This is a genomic window from Halosimplex salinum, assembly GCF_003730195.1.
Lineage (GTDB): Archaea > Halobacteriota > Halobacteria > Halobacteriales > Haloarculaceae > Halosimplex > Halosimplex salinum.
Window position 1 is genome coordinate 1 of sequence record NZ_QWGG01000012.1, and the last position, 17,302, is coordinate 17,302.

Genomic DNA, 17,302 nt, shown 5'->3' on the forward strand with positions numbered 1-17,302 from the left:
TCGTTTCTCGACGACATTCCGACGACACGCACGGCGGTCGTCATTGGTCGCCTCCGAACTCCACGTCGTTTCTCGACGACATTCCGACGACACGCACGGCGGTCGTCATTGGTCGCCTCCGAACTCCCGATCCCCCTGAATCTTCGACGCCTGCGGCCCCGACTGGTCCTGGTACTTCGACCCGCGCTCCTTCCCGTAGGGGCGGTCGGCTGGCGTCTTCAGCTCGGTGAACGTCAACTGCGAGATCCGCATGCCGGGCGTGAGCGCGACGGGCGCGGTGCCGAGATTCGACAGTTCGAGGGTTATATGGCCCTGAAAACCGGGATCACACAATCCTGCAGTCGCGTGCACCACGATGGCGAGACGGCCGAGCGAGGAGCGCCCCTCGACGTGGGCGATGAGGTCGTCGGGGATGGCGACGCGTTCGTGGGTCGTGCCGAGGACGAAGTCGCCGGGGTGGAGGATGAACTCGTCGTCGGCGTCGACGACGGTCTCCTCGACGTACTCGTCGACCTCGTTCTCGCTGTTGGGGTGGATGCAGGGGATGTTCGCGTGCTGGAACTCCAGGAACTCCCGGCCGAGTCGGAGGTCGACGCTGGCCGGCTGGATCTGGATGTCCGGGTCGTCCAGGGGGTCGATCACCAGATCCCCCTCCTCCAGGCGCCGCAGGATGTCCGCGTCCGACAGTATCATACAGGTGTCTCTCCGCGCGGCCGGTAAAACATCACGGTTGGCTGTGACCCCCGTCCGGCGACCGGTCAGGCGGTGGTCGCGAGTCGGATTCCGCGCCGGCCGGCGAGGGCGAGGTGGAGCACGACGGCGAGGACCAGCAGACCGAGGTTCCACCAGATCGACGAGTAGTAGATCACGTCGAACGAGATGGGCTGGTTGACGAAGGGCCACAGGGGTTCGATCGGGTCTGCGATGTCGGGCGCGGAGAGCATGTCCGCGAAGACGTGACTCAGCCCGCCGAGGAGGAGCCCGCCTGTGACGAACTCCGTGAGCGTCCGTCGGGTGACGCGGACCCCGTCGCTGGTCTGCCACACCTGTTCGACCCGGGGAGCGAGCAGAACGCCGGCCAGCGAGCCGACGACCAGCGCGACGCCGGCGACGAAGACGACCGTGTGCGTGACGCCGTGGTGTTCGACCGCGGGGAAGAGAACTTCGAGGACCAGATCCACGTCGGGGAGCATGACCGTCGTGAGGACGAACCCGGCGAACGCGACGGGGAGGCGGCCGTCCCAGCGGAACCACGCCGGGAGCGCGAACAGGAGCCCCATCGCGACGTGGCCCATCAGCTTGACCATGCCGCGGGGTGGGCCGGGGCTCCGAAAAGCGACGACCCGGCGTCTGCAGGGGGACCTCACGACGCGACCGCCCCGTCGATGCTATCGCGTGTCCGACGTAGGTTCGTAGACGAACCGCTCGACCCGAGCGGGGTTCGTGACCGGGTTCGCACCGTCTCCGCGGCCGGACGTCCGCCCGCCGGCGCCCGTCGCGTAGGGGCCGACGACCACGCCGGTAAATCCGCCGGCGACCTCCGTCGACAGGTACTTCGGCCGCGCGTCGGCCAGGACCTCGCCGTCGACGACGAACTCGTAGGCTTCGGTCTCGGCGTCGACACCGAGTGTGACGCGCTCGTCGACCGGGACGCTGGCCAGTTCGTCCGTCGCGTCGCCGACGGTCACCCTGACGACCGCGACCCGGTCACCGTCCGCCAGACCGACTCCGATCTCGTAGTGGTGCTCCCGGTCCATCACGAGCGCGAGACCGGCCTCCTCGCCGGGATCGGGGTCGAAGACGAGGTCGGCGCGGACGCGGCAGTCGAAGTTCGTCTGCCGGCGACCGAGGAAGGTCACCCCCTTCTCTTCGAGCGTCTCGGGGCCGCCCCACAGAACGAGGCCGTCGTCGGTGAAATCGTAGCGCTCGCAGTCTGGCGTCCGGCGGTAGAGCCACTCGTGGTCCCGTCCGCCGGCGAAGTCGGTGTCCGTGCGTTCGACGGGGGTCAGTTCGTCGTCCTCCGGCGACGGACCGGGCAACTCGCCGTCCAGCTCGGCCGGGATCTCCCGGTTCTCGACGACCGGCCAGCCGTCATCCCACGAGACTGGCGCGACGAACGTCTCGCGGCCGAGGTGGTGCCAGCCGGGGAAGCCGCCGCGGGGCCGGATACCCAGACAGACCAGCCACCAGTTCCCGTCGGCGTCGGTCACCAGGTCGGCGTGGCCCGTCGCGTGGACGTCGCGATAGAAGTCGTCCCGGTGGGTGAGGACCGGGTTGTCGGGGCAAGGGTCGAACGGCCCGGTCGGTTCGTCGCTCCGCGCGACGACGGCGGAGTGGCCGGTGTGCGTCCCGCCCTCGGCGACGACGAGGTAGTACGTCCCGTCGCGTTCGTAGATGTGGGGCGCCTCCGCGTGGGGGTCCTCGTGGCCAGTCCAGACGGTCCGCCGTTCACCCAGTTCGCCGGTCTCCGGATCGATCTCGGCCTGTTCGATCCCGCGGTCGGTGTCGGTGGTGAAGTACGTGAAGTAGCAGGTGTCGCCGTCCCAGAAGAGGTCGGGGTCGATGCCGGGCGCGTCGACGTAAGTCGGCTCGGACCACTCACCTGCGGGGTCGTCGGCGGTGACGACGAAGTGGCCGCCGCCGCTCGTGTTCGTCGAGGTCAGGTAGAACGTGCCCTCGTGGTGGCGGAGCGTCGGCGCGAATATCCCGCCGGAGTCGCGGGCCTCGCGGGTGTCCAGTTGCGACTCGCGCGTGAGCGCGTGCCCGATGGGCTCCCAGTCGACCAGGTTCTCGCTCCGGTAGAGCGGGAGGCCCGGGAAGGACTCGAAGGAACTCGTCGCGAGGTAGAACGTCTCGTCCACCCGGCAGATCGAGGGATCGGGGTGAAAGCCGGACAGGACTGGATTCGAAGGAGTCACGAGCGACCTGTCGACCGGATGGCTCGTCAATCCCGGGGAAAGCCCGCGGCCGGCGCGCCCTCAGCAGTAGTGGTCGGTGTGTTCGTCGAGCAGGAGGGAGGCGTGGGCCAGTTCGGCGACGGGGTCGACCGGTTCGTCGTTCTCGACGAGCAGCCACTCCACGTCGTTGCGTCGGGCGGCGGCGACCGTCTCGCCCACGTCGAGGTCGCCCTCGCCGAACGTGACGAACTCGCCCGCCGCGAAGTCCATATCCTTGACGTGGACGAGCGAGACGCGGTCGCCGACGTCGTCGAGCAGGTCGGCCGGATCGGTACCGCCGACGCCGGCCCAGCCCGCGTCCACCTCGAAGCGGACGTCGTCGGTCGCCGCCACGAGCGCCTCGTAGCCCGTCGTGTCGCCCAGGTCCGTGAACTCGTGGGCGTGGTTGTGGTAGTGGAGCCGCAGGCCGCGGTCCGCGAGCCTGTCGGCCCACGAGTCGAGTCGGTCGGCGGTCGCTTCGACCGCCTCGCGGCTCTCGAACGCCTCGGGGCCGATCCACATGACCACCACGTCGTCGGTGTCGAAGGACTCGCACGCGGCGACGTGGGACGCGAGGTCCTCGTCCTCCTCCAGCCCGTCGAGGCCGGTGCCGATACTGGACACCGAGAGGCCGTGGGCGTCGAGCCGGTCGTGGACCGCCTCGCGGTCGGCGTCGGGACCGAGTTCGACGCCGTCGTAGCCGGCGCGGGCGAAGCGGTCGAGTTTCTCGGGGAGCGACTCGTCGAGAGCGCTGACGGTGAAGGGCTGGATTCCGACGTGCATCGTCTCGACTGCCGCCGCGAGCGGCAAGGTCGTTTCGGCCGTCGAGGATCCGTCCGGTTCCTGCCCGCCCGTCCGCAGGCGCCAGCGCTCACAGAAGCACCCCCAGGGCCAGCAGCGCGCCGACGCTCCCGGCGGCGGCGCCCGCCGCTCGCGCCGGCAGGTCGTGCGCGTGGACCAGCCCGTAGGTCCAGACGTACACCTGCCAGACGACGCCGACGAGCTGGACCCCCGTCAGCGCGAGGCCCGAAACGCCGACGGTGAGCTGCCGGAACTGGGCCGCGAGCCGTTCGGTGTCCCCGGTCCCGAGGTCGGCGTTCGCGGCGAACCAGACCAGCAGTCCGGCGCCGGCGACTGCGGTCAGGAGGGACGGCACCGTCCCGTAGGCCGTGACGGCCAGCGTCTCGCTGAACGAGCCGCGACCGTTCGCTAGCTTGGCGGCGACGTAGAGCGCGATTCCGACCCCGAACCAGACGATACCGACGCCCACGAACAGCAGGGGTAACTGGCCGCTCGCGGCCTGCCAGAACAGTTCGCCGACGTCGCGGTCGACCTCCGCCGGCAGGTCACAGCGGTCGGTCGCGTCGGGACCGCTCCCGTTCGTCGACGGCATCGCCCCCCCATCCTCGCAGAACACCTCGGGCGGTCGGTCGGGGTTGTCGATGGTCGTCGTACCAGTCATCTGCTCCGAGAGGCCGAACAGCGCGGCGCCGACGACCACGGTCAGGAGGACGGCGACGACCGCGGCGACGACGAATCCGCGGACCCCGTCCAGTGCGCTTGCGCGGCGCTCGAAGTACGAGTCCGGGTCGAACAGGAGGGCTCGGAGGGCGGCGAACATGGGACGCTCCGTGTCTCGTCACCCGGGCGACAAGTACTTCGTGGTCGGGGCGGCGATGAAAAGGCAGATAGGCCGCGCCGCCATCGGGAGGGACATGAAGCAGGCCATCGTCGCCCGGGCGGACCTCGGGATGGGCGAAGGGAAACTCGCCGCGCAGGTCGCCCACGCCTCGCTCATGGCCGTCGAGGACGCCGACCGGCAGGCCAAAACCGAGTGGAAGGGGAGCGGCCAGAAGAAGGTCGTCCTCCAGGCCGACAGCGAGTCCGAACTGTTCGAACTCGCCGACAAGGCCGAGCGCGAAGGTCTCCCCCACGCCGTCGTCCGCGACGCCGGCCACACGCAACTCGAACCCGGCACCGCCAGCGCCCTCGCCGTCGGCCCCGCCCGAGACGACCTCGTGGACAAGGTGACGGGGCACCTCTCGCTCTACTGAAACCATCTCGTTTCCATCTTTTTCCCGCTCGGGTGTCCTCGGCGCGCTCCGCGCGCCTGCGGGCACCCTCGCGGCAAAAACATGGGTGAAAAAGGGCCGGACGACTCGCTCCCTCCGGTCGCTCGCGTCCGGGGAACCGCGCCTCACTGCGTTCGGCGCGGACGGTACCGTTTCGCGCCGCTCCGCTCGGCGCGGACGAGACAGCAACCGTCGCAACCCCCGGGCCGCAACCGCCAGGGCTCCGGGCCGCAACCGCAACGGCACCGCGACCGTGACCGCAACGGCACCCGCAACCGCGGCGGCCCGGAACCGGCCGACCGCGACAGCCCGACTTCTACCCGCACAAAAGGGTTATATACGTAAGTCCCTAACCTAATGTTAGTCACGCAGACTCAGTGACGCACACTATGCAGGATCAAAACCAGCAGGCGTACGACCGCGGGATGACGATCTTCTCCCCGGACGGACGTCTCTATCAGGTCGAGTACGCTCGTGAGGCAATCAAACGCGGAACCGCGAGCGTCGGCGTTCGGACCGCCGACGGCGTGGTGCTCGCGGCCGACCGTCAGGTGCGCTCACCGCTCGTCGAGGAACAGAGCATCGAGAAACTCCACCGCATCGACGACCACATCGCGGTCGCGAGCGCGGGCCACGTCGCCGACGCGCGACAGCTCGTCGACTTCGCCCGCGAGCAGGCGCAGGTCAACCGTCTCCGCTACGACGAGCCGATCGGCGTCGAGGCGCTCGCCAAGGAAGTCACCGACTACATCCAGCGCTACACCCAGAGCGGCGGCGTCCGCCCGTTCGGTGTCGCACTGGCCATGGGCGGCGTCGACCCCGACGGCACGCCGAAGCTCTTCGAGACCGACCCATCGGGGACGCCCTACGAGTGGAAGGCGACCGCCATCGGCGGCGAGCGCGAGACGCTCCAGGGCTTCCTCGAAGACGAGTACCGCGGCGATCTAGACCTGGACGCGGGGGTCTCCCTCGCGCTCCGGGCGCTCGCCCAGAGCAACGAGGACATCGACCCCGGAGCGGTCGAAGTGACCGTGATCGACAGCGAAACCCACAGCGTCCGCTCGCTGGACGCCGAGGAGATCGCGTCGCATCTCGACGAACTGGACACCGGAGGTGAGGCCGATGAGTAGATTCACCGACCCGCTGACCGGCGCCGACGCCGTCGGCGACCCGACCGCACCCGAACTCGCCAGCGGATTCGAGACCGACTCGAACGCCGCACAGGACCGGGACGAGGGAGCCGTCAACAAGACGGGGACGACCACGATCGGTATCGCGACCGAGGAGGGCGTCGTCGTCGCGACGGACATGCGCGCCTCGCTCGGAGGCCGTTTCGTCTCGAACAAGTCCGTCCAGAAGGTCGAACAGATCCACCCGACCGGCGTGCTCACGCTCGTCGGCTCGGTCGGCGGCGCGCAGTCGTTCATCCGCACGCTCCGCTCGGAGGCCGAACTCTACGAGGTCCGCAAGGGCGAACCGATGAGCATGCACGCGCTGGCGACGCTCGCGGGCAACTTCGCCCGCGGCGGCCCGTTCTTCGCGATCAACCCGATCCTCGGCGGGATCGACGAAGACGGCGGCCACGTCTACAGCATCGACCCGGCCGGCGGCGTCATGGAAGACGACTACACCGTCACCGGGTCGGGGATGCAGCTCGCCCACGGGACGCTCGAGGGCCAGTACGACCGCGAGATGAGCCTCGCCGACGCTCGCGACCTGGCAGTGCGCGCCATCGAGGCCGCCACCGAGCGCGACACCGGCTCCGGGAACGGCGTCTACGTCGCAGAAGTCACCGAGGAGGGCGTCGACATCGAAGGCTTCGACGAGACGGACGACGCGGTCGCGTCGCGGTAGACGCGACCGTCAGTTGTTGAGGTAGTAGACCTGTTTTCGGGCGTCGTGGAAACTGTACCGAGAGCCCACGAGTTCGGACTCTTCGAGGCGATTCAGCGCGTAGCGGACGGTCCGGTCGGGCAGCAGCGATTCCTCGGCCAGCTTGCCCTGCGAGAGCGGCGCGTCCGTCTCCAGTACCTTCGCGACGAGCTTCGCGCTCGGCGGGAGTTCGCGGAGGCGCTCGCGGAACTCGGTCTCACCCAGTGGCTCCTCCGCCGCGACGTCGTCTATGGTCGTGCTCATATCACCCTCTCTCTGGAGACGACTGGTAAACGTTGGCTATATGGATGACCAAATTATCCAAACCATATAAGGGCCCCTAGTATTTCTGCCGATAGCTGGAAGAGATCGCTACAGAGCGCCCGTTTCGGCGGTTTCTCCCCGCTCGTCCTGTCACTGTCCAGAATGTTTTCGGCGCTGGGGGGCGTAGTTCCGGTATGACGTCGATCCCGGACTCGCATCACGACCTGTTCGAACAGCAGACGTTCGCCCACTTCGCGACGCTCACGCCGGAGGGGTTCCCGCACGTCACGCCGGTGTGGGTGGACTACGACCCCGAGGCCGACCGGGTGTTGATCAACACGGCACGCGGCCGTCAGAAGGAGCGCAACGTCGCTCGCAACCCGAAGGTCGGGGTGAGCATGATCGACCCGCACGACCCCTATCGGTACTGCTCGGTCGTGGGCGTGGTGACGGCGCTGACCGAGGAGGGCGCCGAGGACCACATCGACGAGCTCGCCGGGCGCTACATGGGCGTCGACGAGTACCCGAACTACGAGAGCGACCCGGGACAGCGCGTCATCGTCGAGATCCGTCCGGAGGAAGTCCACACGTCCTGACCGGTCGCTCCCGGTTCGAGCGGAGCCCGGATCTGCTGGCGGACGGAGCGGACTTTCAGTACTCTTTTGTTCCCCGACTGGCCAAACTTCGGTATCGTGAAGGGTCAGGAGTGGTACCAGCAGGAGACCGTCGTCGAGTCCTACGAGGACAAACGCTTCTCCCGCGGCGGGGGCCGCCTCACCGACCGACTGGAGAAAGCCGCGGTGTTCGAGTCGCTCGCGCCGGTGGAGGACAAGAAGATCCTCGAGATCGCCTGTGGCACCGGCCGGTTCTCGGTGATGCTCGCCGAGCGCGGCGCGGATATGGTCGGCCTCGACATCTCGGCCCCGATGCTCGGCGAGGGTCGCGACAAGGCCCGACGGACGGGCGTCGACGACCACATGGAGTTCATGCGCGGTGACGCCGCGCGGCTCCCGTTCCCGGACGACCACTTCGACTCCGTGTTCGCCATCCGCTTTTTCCACCTCGTGGACGAGCCGGAAGCGTACCTCCGCGAGATGGCTCGCGTCTCGAAGGGGCAGGTCGTCTTCGAGACGTACAACCGCTTCTCCGGCCGGTCGCTGTACAACTGGGCGCTCCCGATGGGGTCGCGTCTCTACTCGCGGTCCGAGGTCGATAGCATGATCGAGGCGGCCGACCTGCGGCTGACCGGCGAGACCCACGAGTTCGTCGTCCCGTTCGGCCTCTACCGGAAGCTCCCGGGCAGTGTCGCGCGGGCCTTCCGCACGGTCGAGGAGACGATCGACCGCACGTCGCTGGGCGACCGCCTGGCCTCTATCTCCTACTGGAACGCCACCGTCGAGTGACCGGTTCGCCGGGTCGGTACCCCCGACAGCGCTCGCTCGTCCCACGACTTTTATACGCGTCGAGTCTGCTACGGAGAGTATGCAGCTCTCGGTTGTGGTTCCGACGCTCGACGGCCGGGAGCAACTCGCCCGAACGCTGGACGCGCTGGCCGAACACGTCCCGGCGGCGGAGGTCGTGGTCGTCAACGGGCCGTCGACCGACGGGACGACCGGGATGGTCCGGGAGCGCGACGACGTGGACGTGCTCGTCGAGGTCGCCGACCGGACCGTGACGGCCGCTCGCAACGCCGGCATCGACCAGGCCACCGGCGACGTCGTCGCCATCGTCGACCAGGGCCTGTCGGTGACCGAGGAGTGGTTCGACGCGCTCGCCGCCGGCCTGGCCGAGGCCGACGTGGTCTCCGGGCCAGTCCACGAGCAACTCAGGGGCGGGATGACGACCGAAGAAGTGGAGTCCGACGCGCTCGCGGGGCGCGAGGTGACCTACTTCAACGGCGGTAACGTCGCCTTCTCGCGGCCGGCGCTGGACGCGCTCGACGGCTTCGACGAGTATCTGGAGGTCGGGAGCGCACGCGACGGCGCCCACCGCCTCGCGACGATGGACTTCTCGGTGACGTGGGCCGCCGGCATGGGCGTCGCCCGCGAAGTCGGCGCCGACGGCGGCGGGCCCGAGACCGACCAGGGGTGGAAGTACCGCTCGCTGGCCTATCGGCTGGTGAAGAACTACGGCGTCGGACCGCGGGTGGCCGCGCGACTGGTCGCCTACGCCGGCCGCGACGCGCTCGACTCGCTCCGCGACGTGGCGCGGGGCGACGCGACGCCCTCCGGCTGGCTCGGCACGGGCCGGGACGTGCTCTCCGGGCTCGCGGTCGGCTCGAAAGACGGCGTCTGGGCGCGACTGCTCGACCGCTCGTCCCGGCGCAACCCCTACGGCCGGTCGGCCCGCTCGGACCGGGCGGTCGCTGTCTACGACCGACGGTAGTCGCGTGGCGGTCGCTGTCAACGACCGCAGGTGATCGGTTCTACTGCACCGACGCCGCCGACACGGAGTCCCTACTGGTCGCCGGTCGGCGACAGGACGTCGAAGACGCGTCCGGGGTTGTTCGAGAAGACTTTGCGCATGGCGTCCTCGGGCACGTCGAGCGTGAGGACCTCCATGACCGCGACGTTGGGGTGGGCGGCGGGCGACCCGCTCCCGAACAGGACGCGATCGGGGTGTTCCATGATCGCGCGTTCGAGCGGGTCGCGGTAGCGGACGAAGCTCGTGTCGAGGTACAGCGACGAGGCGCGGTCGAGCAGGTCGATGCTCGTCTCCATCAGGTCGCGGTCGAGCGGGTGACCGCCGAAGTGGGCCAGCACGACCGGGAAGTCGTACTGGAGGAGCGTCGCCTCGACGGCCTCCGGTTCGAACGCGCGACCGCCGTGGACGATGACCGGCAGACCGACGTCCGAGAGCTCGTCGAGCACGTCCTCGTCGGGCAGGCCGTCCTCGCCGGGGTTGAGCTTGAAACCGACGAAGCGGTCGTCGTAGGCGTACTGCTCCACGTCGGCGGGCGAGGTGTGGTGGTCCCGTCGACTCGCCGTGAGGTTGCGCAGCGTCGCGGCGGTGCTGTCGGCGGGGTCCCGCGCGCCGTTGATCCGGGCGACGGCGACGAAGGGGCGACCGACGCTCATCCGGGCGACGGCGTTGTTCGCGGCGAGATAGTCGCCGTCGCGGCCGCTCGGGAAGACCAGCGACCGGACCACGCCCGCCTGGTGCATCTCCCGCTCCAGTCGCTCGGGGTCGCCCAGCCCCTCGCGCTGTCGCCGGTCCTCGTCCGGTTCGAGCCGCGCGTGTACGTCGACCACCCGGAACCCGTGCTCCAACTCCAGCATTCACCCTATCATGAGTGTACCTCGTTAAAACGGTTGTCGGACGCGCCGATCACTCCCGCCGTCCGAGGCGCTACGCGCCGGTCTCTCGCCGACCGGCGTACTCCTATATAAACGCTTCCCGCCAGACCGAGCGGGGACTTCTGGTACACCGCTGGCGGGGGTTCCGTGACTGGCTTGGAAAACTTTATATAGAACCGCTAACGATGAATAGATGAAACTCAACCATGTCATCTGGCCAGCGACGCATGGGTGGACAGCCGATGTTCATCCTCAACGAGGACAGTGATCGCACGCAGGGAAAAGACGCTCAGAGCTCCAACATCACGGCCGGGAAGGCCGTCAGTGAGGCCGTACGGACCACACTCGGTCCGCGCGGGATGGACAAGATGCTCGTCTCGGACAGCGGCGACGTCGTCATCACGAACGACGGCGCGACCATCCTGGACGAGATGGACATCGAGCACCCGGCCGCGCAGATGATCTCCGAGGTCGCCGAGACCCAGGAGAACGAGGTCGGCGACGGCACCACCACCGCGGCGGTGCTCTCCGGTGAACTCCTCTCGCAGGCCGAGGACCTGCTCGACGACGACGTGCACCCGACGACCATCGTCGAGGGGTACTACCAGGCGCTCTCGCTGGCTCACGAGGCCATCGACGAGGTCAAACTCGACGAGGAACTCGACGACGACCTCCTCGAGACGGTCGCGCGCTCCAGCATGACCGGCAAGGGCACCGGCGACGTCTCCGCCGAGCGCCTCGCCGAGACCGTCGTCGACGCGGTCCGCCGCGTCACCGACGACGGCTCGGTCGCCCGCGACAACATCTCCGTCTACACGCAGACGGGCTCTTCTTCCTCCGCGACCCGCCTCGTCGATGGCGTCATCGTCGACGAGGAGCCGGTTCACGACAACATGCCGCGCCGCGTCGAGAACCCGCAGATCGCCTTCGTCGACGACGACATCGAGGTCCGCGAGGCCTCCATCGACGCCGAGTACAACGTCTCCAACGTCGACGACCTCAACACCGCCATCGAGGCCGAGGAGAACGAGCTCCGCGGCTACGCCGAGCACATCGTCGACCTCGGCGTCGACGTCCTGTTCGTCGACGGCGACGTCGCGGACCAGGTCGCCGCCATCCTCGCCAAGAACGACGTCGTCGCCTACGAAGTCGGTGACGACGAGGGCGAGGAGCTCGCCCACGCGACCGGCCTCTCTCGCGCCGCGGGCGTCCAGGAGCTCGAGGCCGACGACCTCGGCAGCGCCAGCGAGCTCTCCGTCGAGAAGTACGGCGACGACTACGTCACCTTCGTCGAGGACGGCGACGCCGGGCAGTCCGTGACCGTCTTCGCCCGCGGTGGCACCGAACACGTCACCGACGAACTCGAACGCGTCCTCGGCGACGCGCTCGACGTCGTGACGGCCGCCCTCGGCGAGGGCGGCGTCGTCCCCGGCGCCGGCGCCACCGAGATCGCGGTCGCGGACTACATCCGCGCCGAGGCCGCCAGCATCGAGGGCCGCAAACAGCTCGCCGTCGAGGCGTTCGCCGACGCGGTCGACGTGCTCCCGCGCACGCTCGCAGAGAACACGGGCATGGACCCGATCGACGCGCTGGTCGACCTGCGCGCCGAACACGAGAGCGAGGGCATCGCCGGCATCATCTCCGAGGGCCAGACCGGCGTCATCGACAACCCGACCGACCTGGGCGTCCTCGACCCGGCCGCCGTCAAACACGAGGCCGTCGAGTCCGCCACCGAGGCCGCGACGATGATCGTCCGCATCGACGACGTCATCTCCGCGAGCTAACCGCCTGACGACGCCCAACCGTTCGCGATTTCGGCGGAGTCCGACCGATCTTCCGCTTTTCCGGCGCTCACGAGCGCGCGAGCGACTGCTCCGTTTGCACTCAGCGACGCCACCCGACGTGCCAGTGAGGTCCCAAAACTATCCGATACGCCGCGCGCCCGACGAGCGAGACGACGACTTCCGCCCCGACACGGCGAAGCGGCCGGTGGCCTACTTCGAACGCGACGGCAGGGACGCGGCGACGGAGACGCTCCGGTGGTCCTCGACAGCGATCCACGTTTCGACGACGACGACCCCTCTGGCTCCCCTGATCGGTCACTCCCGCACTCTCGTTCTACGACCAGGAGCGCATCGAGGAGGGGGTCGAGTCGGTCGACCCCGACTTCGTCTGACGTGACTGGGCTTCGTCGGGCCGCCCCGGTGTCACTCGTCCTCTTCGGCTTCCCACCGCTGGGAGACGTCGTCCTTGGCGACGGTCTGGAGTCGCTGGACGCCGCTGAACTCGTCGATCACGTCCGCGACCACGTCGGGCACGCGGTCGTTCCACGTGTCGTCGTCGAGCATCCGGTCTCTGATGTCGCTGCCCTCCAGCCGTTCCCGGTCGAACATCGGCGACTGGCGGACCTCGATGCCGCGTTCCTCGAACAGCTGGACGACGAGGGGGTTGTTCGAGTACGCCACGTCGAACGAGGGCGACATGCTCATGATGTGGCTGACCCAGACGGCGTTGCGGTCGATGTCCTCGATGGGGACGACGTAGGTCGGCACGTCCACGTCCTCGACGGCCTTGGTCACCATCATCACGCGTTCGCCCGCGGTGAAGGGGTTGCGGACGGTGTGCGAGACGTCCGCGCTCCCGATGCCGAGGACGAGTTCGTCCACTTCCTCGACGATGTGCTCCACCATCGCCCGGTGGCCGTTGTGAAACGGCTGGAAACGCCCGATGTAGAACCCGCGTGTCATACCCCATCGTGTGCGGAGCGAGCACATTAACCCCGGTGACTCAGCTCCGAACCCCGGAGAGTCGACCCCGGACACCAGCGACTGGCCCCCGAACCGCGGCGATTCGATTTCGGACCCGTCGAAACCCCGCCGGTCACCGGGTCCTACCCCGCCGCTTACGGGGGGTAGACACGTCCCCTAGACGGTCCCTGTTTTTTGAGTCCTGAGCGGTAGGTGGCGTGTACTCAGAGCGGCCGGATCCGGCTCACGTCCTGCGGTTCGGGCGTATTATCGGCCCGCTCGGGGGGAGAAAGTATATCAATAAACAGCCCTTGGCTTCTGATGTTAGAACCGTTTATATGAGTGAGAATATCGATACCGACGATCCGTCCGCCGAGGAGGCGGACGAGACCGAGGAGGTCGGCGCGACCGACGCCGAGTCTCCGGACTCGGAGCCAGCCGACGGGGCGTCCGAGCCAGAGGCGCCGGTCGACGCCGAGGGCGAGTCCACCGCCGGTGACGCCGGTGACGACGGCGCTGTCGAGGTCGACCCCGACGAGAGTCTCGGCAGTACGGTCGAGATTGACGCGGACGACGCCGTCGTCGAGAACGCCGACGAGGCGCTGCTCGGCGGTCTCGACATCGAGACCACCAGCGACATCGAGGTCCCCGACCGGCTGGTGGACCAGGTCATCGGACAGGACCACGCCCGGGACGTAGTGAAAAAAGCGGCCAAACAGCGCCGCCACGTGATGATGATCGGCTCGCCCGGGACCGGCAAGTCGATGCTCGCGAAGGCGATGAGCCAGTTGCTCCCCAAGGAGGAACTCCAGGACGTTCTCGTCTACCACAACCCCGACGACGGCAACGAGCCGAAGATCCGGACCGTTCCGGCGGGGAAAGGCGAACAGATCGTCGACGCCCACAAGGAGGAAGCACGCAAGCGCAACCAGATGCGCTCGTTCCTGATGTGGATCATCATCGCGATCATCATCGGGTACGCGCTGCTCATCCAGGGCTCCGTGCTGCTGGGTATCCTCGCGGCGGGGGTCGTCTATCTGGCCTTCCGCTACGGGTCGCGCGGCAACGACGCGATGATCCCGAACCTGCTGGTCAGCAACGCCAACCAGCAGACCGCGCCGTTCGAGGACGCGACGGGCGCCCACGCCGGTGCGATGCTGGGCGACGTCCGCCACGACCCGTTCCAGTCCGGCGGCATGGAGACGCCCAGCCACGACCGCGTCGAGGCCGGCGCCATCCACAAGGCCAACAAGGGCGTGCTGTTCATCGACGAGATCAACACGCTCGATATCCGCAGCCAGCAGAAGCTGATGACGGCTATCCAGGAGGGCGAGTTCTCCATCACGGGCCAGTCCGAGCGCTCCTCGGGCGCGATGGTCCAGACCGAACCCGTCCCGACGGACTTCATCATGGTCGCGGCCGGGAACCTCGACGCCATGGAGAACATGCACCCCGCCCTGCGCTCGCGTATCAAGGGCTACGGGTACGAGGTGTACATGGACGACACCATCGAGGACGACGCCGAGATGCGCCGCAAGTACGCCCGGTTCGTCGCCCAGGAGGTCGAGAAGGACGGTCGGCTCCCGCACTTCACCGAGACCGCAGTCGAGGAAGTCATCCTCGAAGCCCGCCGGCGCTCGGGCCGGAAGGGCCACCTCTCGCTGAAACTGCGCGACCTCGGTGGGCTGGTCCGCGTCGCGGGCGACATCGCTCGCGCCGAGGACAAGGAGTTCACCGAGCGCGAGGACGTGCTCCAGGCCAAGCGCCGCTCCCGTTCGATCGAGCAACAGCTCGCGGACAACTACATCGAGCGCCGCAAGGACTACGAACTGACCGTCAACGAGGGCGACGTGGTCGGCCGCGTCAACGGCCTCGCGGTCATGGGCGAGGACAGCGGGATCGTCCTCCCCGTCATGGCCGAGGTCACGCCCTCGCAGGGGCCCGGGCAGGTCATCGCGACCGGCCAGCTCCAGGAGATGGCGGAGGAGGCAGTCCAGAACGTCTCGGCCATCATCAAGAAGTTCAGCGACGAGGACATCTCCGAGAAGGACGTCCACATCCAGTTCGTCCAGGCCGGTGAGGGCGGCGTCGACGGCGACTCCGCCTCCATCACCGTGGCGACCGCGGTCATCTCCGCGCTGGAGAACGTCCCGGTCGAGCAGAACCTCGCGATGACCGGGTCGCTGTCGGTCCGGGGCGACGTGCTCCCGGTCGGCGGCGTCACGCACAAGATCGAGGCCGCCGCGAAGTCCGGTCTCGACACGGTCATCATCCCGAAGGCCAACGAGCAGGACGTGATGATCGAGGACGAGTACAAGGACGAGATCGAGATCATCCCCGTCCACCACATCTCGGAAGTGCTGGAGGTCGCCCTCGCGGGCGAACCCGAGAAGGACGGCCTCGTCGACCGCCTCAAGTCCATCACCGGCAAGGCGCTCGAACAGCGCGAAGTCGGTCAGACCGGCGGCAGCCCGAGCCCGCAGTAACTCGGCACCACCGCTGCCCTCCGTTTTCCCGCTCGCCGCTCCGTAACGACTTTCGACCGCCCAGTCCCAACTCGTACTGTGACTGGCTGGCCTCCGACACCGACCGCCCCTCTCGTGACCGTGGGCTCGCCCGAGACCGACCTGGTGAGCTTCGTGTGGCTCCTCGGGTTCGTCCTCTCCGGATTCCTGATCCTCGCGCGACTCTCCCAGGGCGTCGTCGACGACGAGTCCGACGAGGACGACGACGGAGCGGAGGCCGACCACGGATTGGAAGGCGACCACGGAGCGCGAGGTGACCACGGAGCGCGAGGTGACGACGAACCCGACCCGGACGAGTCGTCCCCGGGCGCGCATCCGCTGGCGCCCGACGGAGCGGTCGGCGGGCGGACCTTCGAGGACGGCCAGCCGGCAGCGCGACGCGTCGACCCAAACCCGGACCGCGACGACGGCCCGGTCGCCCTCCCGCGTGCGGCGGAGCCACCGACGCTGACCCCGGGACTGCTGTTGCTCAACGTTGCGCTCACGCAGGGGTTGTTCGGGGCGATCCTCGCGGGCGGCGCGTGGTACTTCGGCGTCCCGCTCGACGTGCTCGGGGTCAGTGGCGCTCCGCTCTCGACGGGACTCCCCGCGGTGGCGGTGGGCCTCGGTTTCGGCGTCGTCCTCTGGGTCGGCAACGAACTCGCCTCCGGGCTGGCGGCGGAATCGGGGGCGGACTACGACGAGGGGCTGCGCGAACTGCTCGCGCCGGACGGGCCCCGCGCGTGGGCGCTTCTGCTCGGCGCGACGCTGCCCGTGATCGCCGTCGTCGAGGAGTTCATCTTCCGGGCGGCCGTCGTCGGGGCGACGACGGCGGCGTTCGATACGTCGCCGTGGGCGCTGGCGGTCCTCTCCTCGGTCGCGTTCGCGCTCGGCCACGGCGCGCAGGGCCGGGTCGGCGTCGCCGTGACGGGCGCGCTCGGGTTCGCGCTCGCCGCCGGGTTCGTCCTGACGAACAGCCTGCTCGTCGTCGTGGTCGCGCACTACCTCGTCAACGCGCTGGAGTTCCTCGTCCACGAGGGACTGGGACTACCCGACCCGGTGTGGGGGTGAGCGGGTGAGTCGGCCGGGCCGCTACAGCCCCTCGACCGAGCGGAGGCGCTGTTCGACCTCCGCGGGCGCGGCGCTGGGGCCGTCGCGGACGCGGTGGTCGGGGATGAGCAGCGGCGCGGGGTTGTCGGCGAGCGCGCTCCGGGCGGTCCGCACGTCCTCGTCGTCCTCCGGGTCCATGTCGGGGGTCATACGGAGGAGTTGCGCGACGCCGACCTGCTCGCCGTACGGGATCTCACGGACGGCCTCCAGGACGCCGCGCCGGTCGGTCGGGACCGTCAGCGCGACGGTCACGTCGGCGAAGTCGTCCTCGGCGCCGGTGAGATACGCCTCGATCCGGTCCAGCAACTCGTGGTCCGTCTTCGCGCCCTCGTCGGGCGCGTTGGGGAACGTGACCGAGATCACTCGCCCCTGGGCCTCCCCGAACTGGACGTGCCGGTCGAGATACGCCGACTCGCGCGCGTAGATCCCCGCCTCTTCGTTCATACGCGTACTCCGGCCGGTCGGAACTTGAAGATTTGTCTCGCGGGCGTCGAACCGGGT

General features: G+C 68.7%; 18 protein-coding genes. 9 read left to right on the forward strand and 9 right to left on the reverse strand.

Translation table 11 applies throughout. From position 1 onward, the window contains the following. Positions 1 to 105 precede the first annotated feature (105 nt). The 5 genes from dcd to D1409_RS21255 form a co-directional block, all read right to left on the reverse strand. A complete protein-coding gene (gene dcd, locus D1409_RS21235) occupies positions 106 to 693 on the reverse strand; it encodes a dCTP deaminase (RefSeq protein ID WP_123538975.1) in 588 nt (195 codons plus the stop codon). A 65-nt stretch (positions 694 to 758) separates the two neighbouring features. Further along, positions 759 to 1,307 carry a metal-dependent hydrolase gene (locus D1409_RS21240; RefSeq protein ID WP_123538976.1) on the reverse strand — a complete coding sequence of 183 codons (549 nt, stop codon included), beginning with the start codon at positions 1,305 to 1,307 and terminating at the stop codon, positions 759 to 761. 81 nt (positions 1,308 to 1,388) lie between these two features. Beyond that, entirely contained in the window at positions 1,389 to 2,918 is a 1,530-nt protein-coding gene (locus D1409_RS21245; RefSeq protein WP_123538977.1) for a glycoside hydrolase family 43 protein, read from the reverse strand. Between the two features lie 60 nt (positions 2,919 to 2,978). Further along, positions 2,979 to 3,719: a sugar phosphate isomerase/epimerase family protein gene (locus tag D1409_RS21250; RefSeq protein ID WP_123538978.1), complete on the reverse strand. Its 741-nt coding sequence runs from the start codon at positions 3,717 to 3,719 to the stop codon at positions 2,979 to 2,981. Between the two features lie 88 nt (positions 3,720 to 3,807). Continuing rightward, positions 3,808 to 4,557, reverse strand: coding sequence for a Yip1 family protein (locus tag D1409_RS21255; RefSeq protein ID WP_123538979.1), 750 nt, complete (start codon positions 4,555 to 4,557; stop codon positions 3,808 to 3,810). A gap of 94 nt (positions 4,558 to 4,651) precedes the next feature. On the opposite strand from D1409_RS21255, the gene pth2 reads away from it, so the two are divergent. The 3 genes from pth2 to psmB all read left to right on the forward strand — a co-directional run bounded on the left by pth2 (position 4,652) and on the right by psmB (position 6,862). Then, a complete protein-coding gene (pth2, locus tag D1409_RS21260) occupies positions 4,652 to 4,990 on the forward strand; it encodes a peptidyl-tRNA hydrolase Pth2 (RefSeq protein ID WP_123538980.1) in 339 nt (112 codons plus the stop codon). Between the two features lie 407 nt (positions 4,991 to 5,397). Then, positions 5,398 to 6,138, forward strand: coding sequence for an archaeal proteasome endopeptidase complex subunit alpha (gene psmA, locus D1409_RS21265; RefSeq protein WP_123538981.1), 741 nt, complete (start codon positions 5,398 to 5,400; stop codon positions 6,136 to 6,138). Next, the gene (gene psmB, locus D1409_RS21270) at positions 6,131 to 6,862 is read left to right on the forward strand and encodes an archaeal proteasome endopeptidase complex subunit beta (protein ID WP_123538982.1); all 732 of its coding nucleotides are present in this window, start codon (positions 6,131 to 6,133) and stop codon (positions 6,860 to 6,862) included. Before psmA ends, psmB begins: the two co-directional genes overlap by 8 nt. Positions 6,863 to 6,871: 9 nt before the next feature. On the opposite strand, the gene D1409_RS21275 is transcribed toward psmB, so the two are convergent. Then, positions 6,872 to 7,144, reverse strand: coding sequence for a MarR family transcriptional regulator (locus tag D1409_RS21275; RefSeq protein ID WP_123538983.1), 273 nt, complete (start codon positions 7,142 to 7,144; stop codon positions 6,872 to 6,874). 194 nt (positions 7,145 to 7,338) lie between these two features. On the opposite strand from D1409_RS21275, the gene D1409_RS21280 reads away from it, so the two are divergent. From D1409_RS21280 to D1409_RS21290, 3 genes are all read left to right on the forward strand, one after another. Further along, a complete protein-coding gene (locus tag D1409_RS21280) occupies positions 7,339 to 7,740 on the forward strand; it encodes a PPOX class F420-dependent oxidoreductase (RefSeq protein WP_123538984.1) in 402 nt (133 codons plus the stop codon). Between the two features lie 96 nt (positions 7,741 to 7,836). Then, entirely contained in the window at positions 7,837 to 8,547 is a 711-nt protein-coding gene (locus D1409_RS21285; RefSeq protein WP_123538985.1) for a class I SAM-dependent methyltransferase, read from the forward strand. Between the two features lie 79 nt (positions 8,548 to 8,626). After that, positions 8,627 to 9,529, forward strand: coding sequence for a glycosyltransferase family 2 protein (locus D1409_RS21290; protein ID WP_123538986.1), 903 nt, complete (start codon positions 8,627 to 8,629; stop codon positions 9,527 to 9,529). 71 nt (positions 9,530 to 9,600) lie between these two features. On the opposite strand, the gene D1409_RS21295 is transcribed toward D1409_RS21290, so the two are convergent. Then, the gene (locus D1409_RS21295) at positions 9,601 to 10,422 is read right to left on the reverse strand and encodes an amidohydrolase family protein (RefSeq protein ID WP_123538987.1); all 822 of its coding nucleotides are present in this window, start codon (positions 10,420 to 10,422) and stop codon (positions 9,601 to 9,603) included. Between the two features lie 245 nt (positions 10,423 to 10,667). Between D1409_RS21295 and thsA the strand changes: the two genes are divergently transcribed. Next, complete coding sequence (gene thsA, locus D1409_RS21300; protein WP_123538988.1) at positions 10,668 to 12,224, forward strand: thermosome subunit alpha; 1,557 nt, start codon at positions 10,668 to 10,670, stop codon at positions 12,222 to 12,224. Between the two features lie 423 nt (positions 12,225 to 12,647). On the opposite strand, the gene D1409_RS21305 is transcribed toward thsA, so the two are convergent. Beyond that, complete coding sequence (locus D1409_RS21305; protein ID WP_123538989.1) at positions 12,648 to 13,187, reverse strand: nicotinamide-nucleotide adenylyltransferase; 540 nt, start codon at positions 13,185 to 13,187, stop codon at positions 12,648 to 12,650. Between the two features lie 338 nt (positions 13,188 to 13,525). Between D1409_RS21305 and lonB the strand changes: the two genes are divergently transcribed. Next, complete coding sequence (gene lonB, locus D1409_RS21310) at positions 13,526 to 15,673, forward strand: ATP-dependent protease LonB (RefSeq protein ID WP_123538990.1); 2,148 nt, start codon at positions 13,526 to 13,528, stop codon at positions 15,671 to 15,673. A gap of 78 nt (positions 15,674 to 15,751) precedes the next feature. Next, entirely contained in the window at positions 15,752 to 16,762 is a 1,011-nt protein-coding gene (locus D1409_RS21315; RefSeq protein WP_235853671.1) for a CPBP family intramembrane glutamic endopeptidase, read from the forward strand. A 21-nt stretch (positions 16,763 to 16,783) separates the two neighbouring features. On the opposite strand, the gene D1409_RS21320 is transcribed toward D1409_RS21315, so the two are convergent. Further along, positions 16,784 to 17,245: an MGMT family protein gene (locus D1409_RS21320; protein WP_123538991.1), complete on the reverse strand. Its 462-nt coding sequence runs from the start codon at positions 17,243 to 17,245 to the stop codon at positions 16,784 to 16,786. Positions 17,246 to 17,302: the final 57 nt, after the last annotated feature.

Bases quoted from the DNA above. Each gene is read 5' to 3' on its own strand.
- thsA (WP_123538988.1), top strand. From the start codon at position 10,668: ATGGGTGGACAGCCGATGTTCATCCTCAACGAGGACAGTGATCGCACG.
- dcd (WP_123538975.1), bottom strand. From the start codon at position 693: ATGATACTGTCGGACGCGGACATCCTGCGGCGCCTGGAGGAGGGGGAT.
- lonB (WP_123538990.1), top strand. From the start codon at position 13,526: ATGAGTGAGAATATCGATACCGACGATCCGTCCGCCGAGGAGGCGGAC.
- D1409_RS21305 (WP_123538989.1), bottom strand. From the start codon at position 13,187: ATGACACGCGGGTTCTACATCGGGCGTTTCCAGCCGTTTCACAACGGC.
- psmB (WP_123538982.1), top strand. From the start codon at position 6,131: ATGAGTAGATTCACCGACCCGCTGACCGGCGCCGACGCCGTCGGCGAC.
- D1409_RS21280 (WP_123538984.1), top strand. From the start codon at position 7,339: ATGACGTCGATCCCGGACTCGCATCACGACCTGTTCGAACAGCAGACG.
- D1409_RS21240 (WP_123538976.1), bottom strand. From the start codon at position 1,307: ATGGTCAAGCTGATGGGCCACGTCGCGATGGGGCTCCTGTTCGCGCTC.
- D1409_RS21295 (WP_123538987.1), bottom strand. From the start codon at position 10,422: ATGCTGGAGTTGGAGCACGGGTTCCGGGTGGTCGACGTACACGCGCGG.
- D1409_RS21255 (WP_123538979.1), bottom strand. From the start codon at position 4,557: ATGTTCGCCGCCCTCCGAGCCCTCCTGTTCGACCCGGACTCGTACTTC.
- pth2 (WP_123538980.1), top strand. From the start codon at position 4,652: ATGAAGCAGGCCATCGTCGCCCGGGCGGACCTCGGGATGGGCGAAGGG.
- D1409_RS21290 (WP_123538986.1), top strand. From the start codon at position 8,627: ATGCAGCTCTCGGTTGTGGTTCCGACGCTCGACGGCCGGGAGCAACTC.
- D1409_RS21250 (WP_123538978.1), bottom strand. From the start codon at position 3,719: ATGCACGTCGGAATCCAGCCCTTCACCGTCAGCGCTCTCGACGAGTCG.
- psmA (WP_123538981.1), top strand. From the start codon at position 5,398: ATGCAGGATCAAAACCAGCAGGCGTACGACCGCGGGATGACGATCTTC.
- D1409_RS21275 (WP_123538983.1), bottom strand. From the start codon at position 7,144: ATGAGCACGACCATAGACGACGTCGCGGCGGAGGAGCCACTGGGTGAG.
- D1409_RS21320 (WP_123538991.1), bottom strand. From the start codon at position 17,245: ATGAACGAAGAGGCGGGGATCTACGCGCGCGAGTCGGCGTATCTCGAC.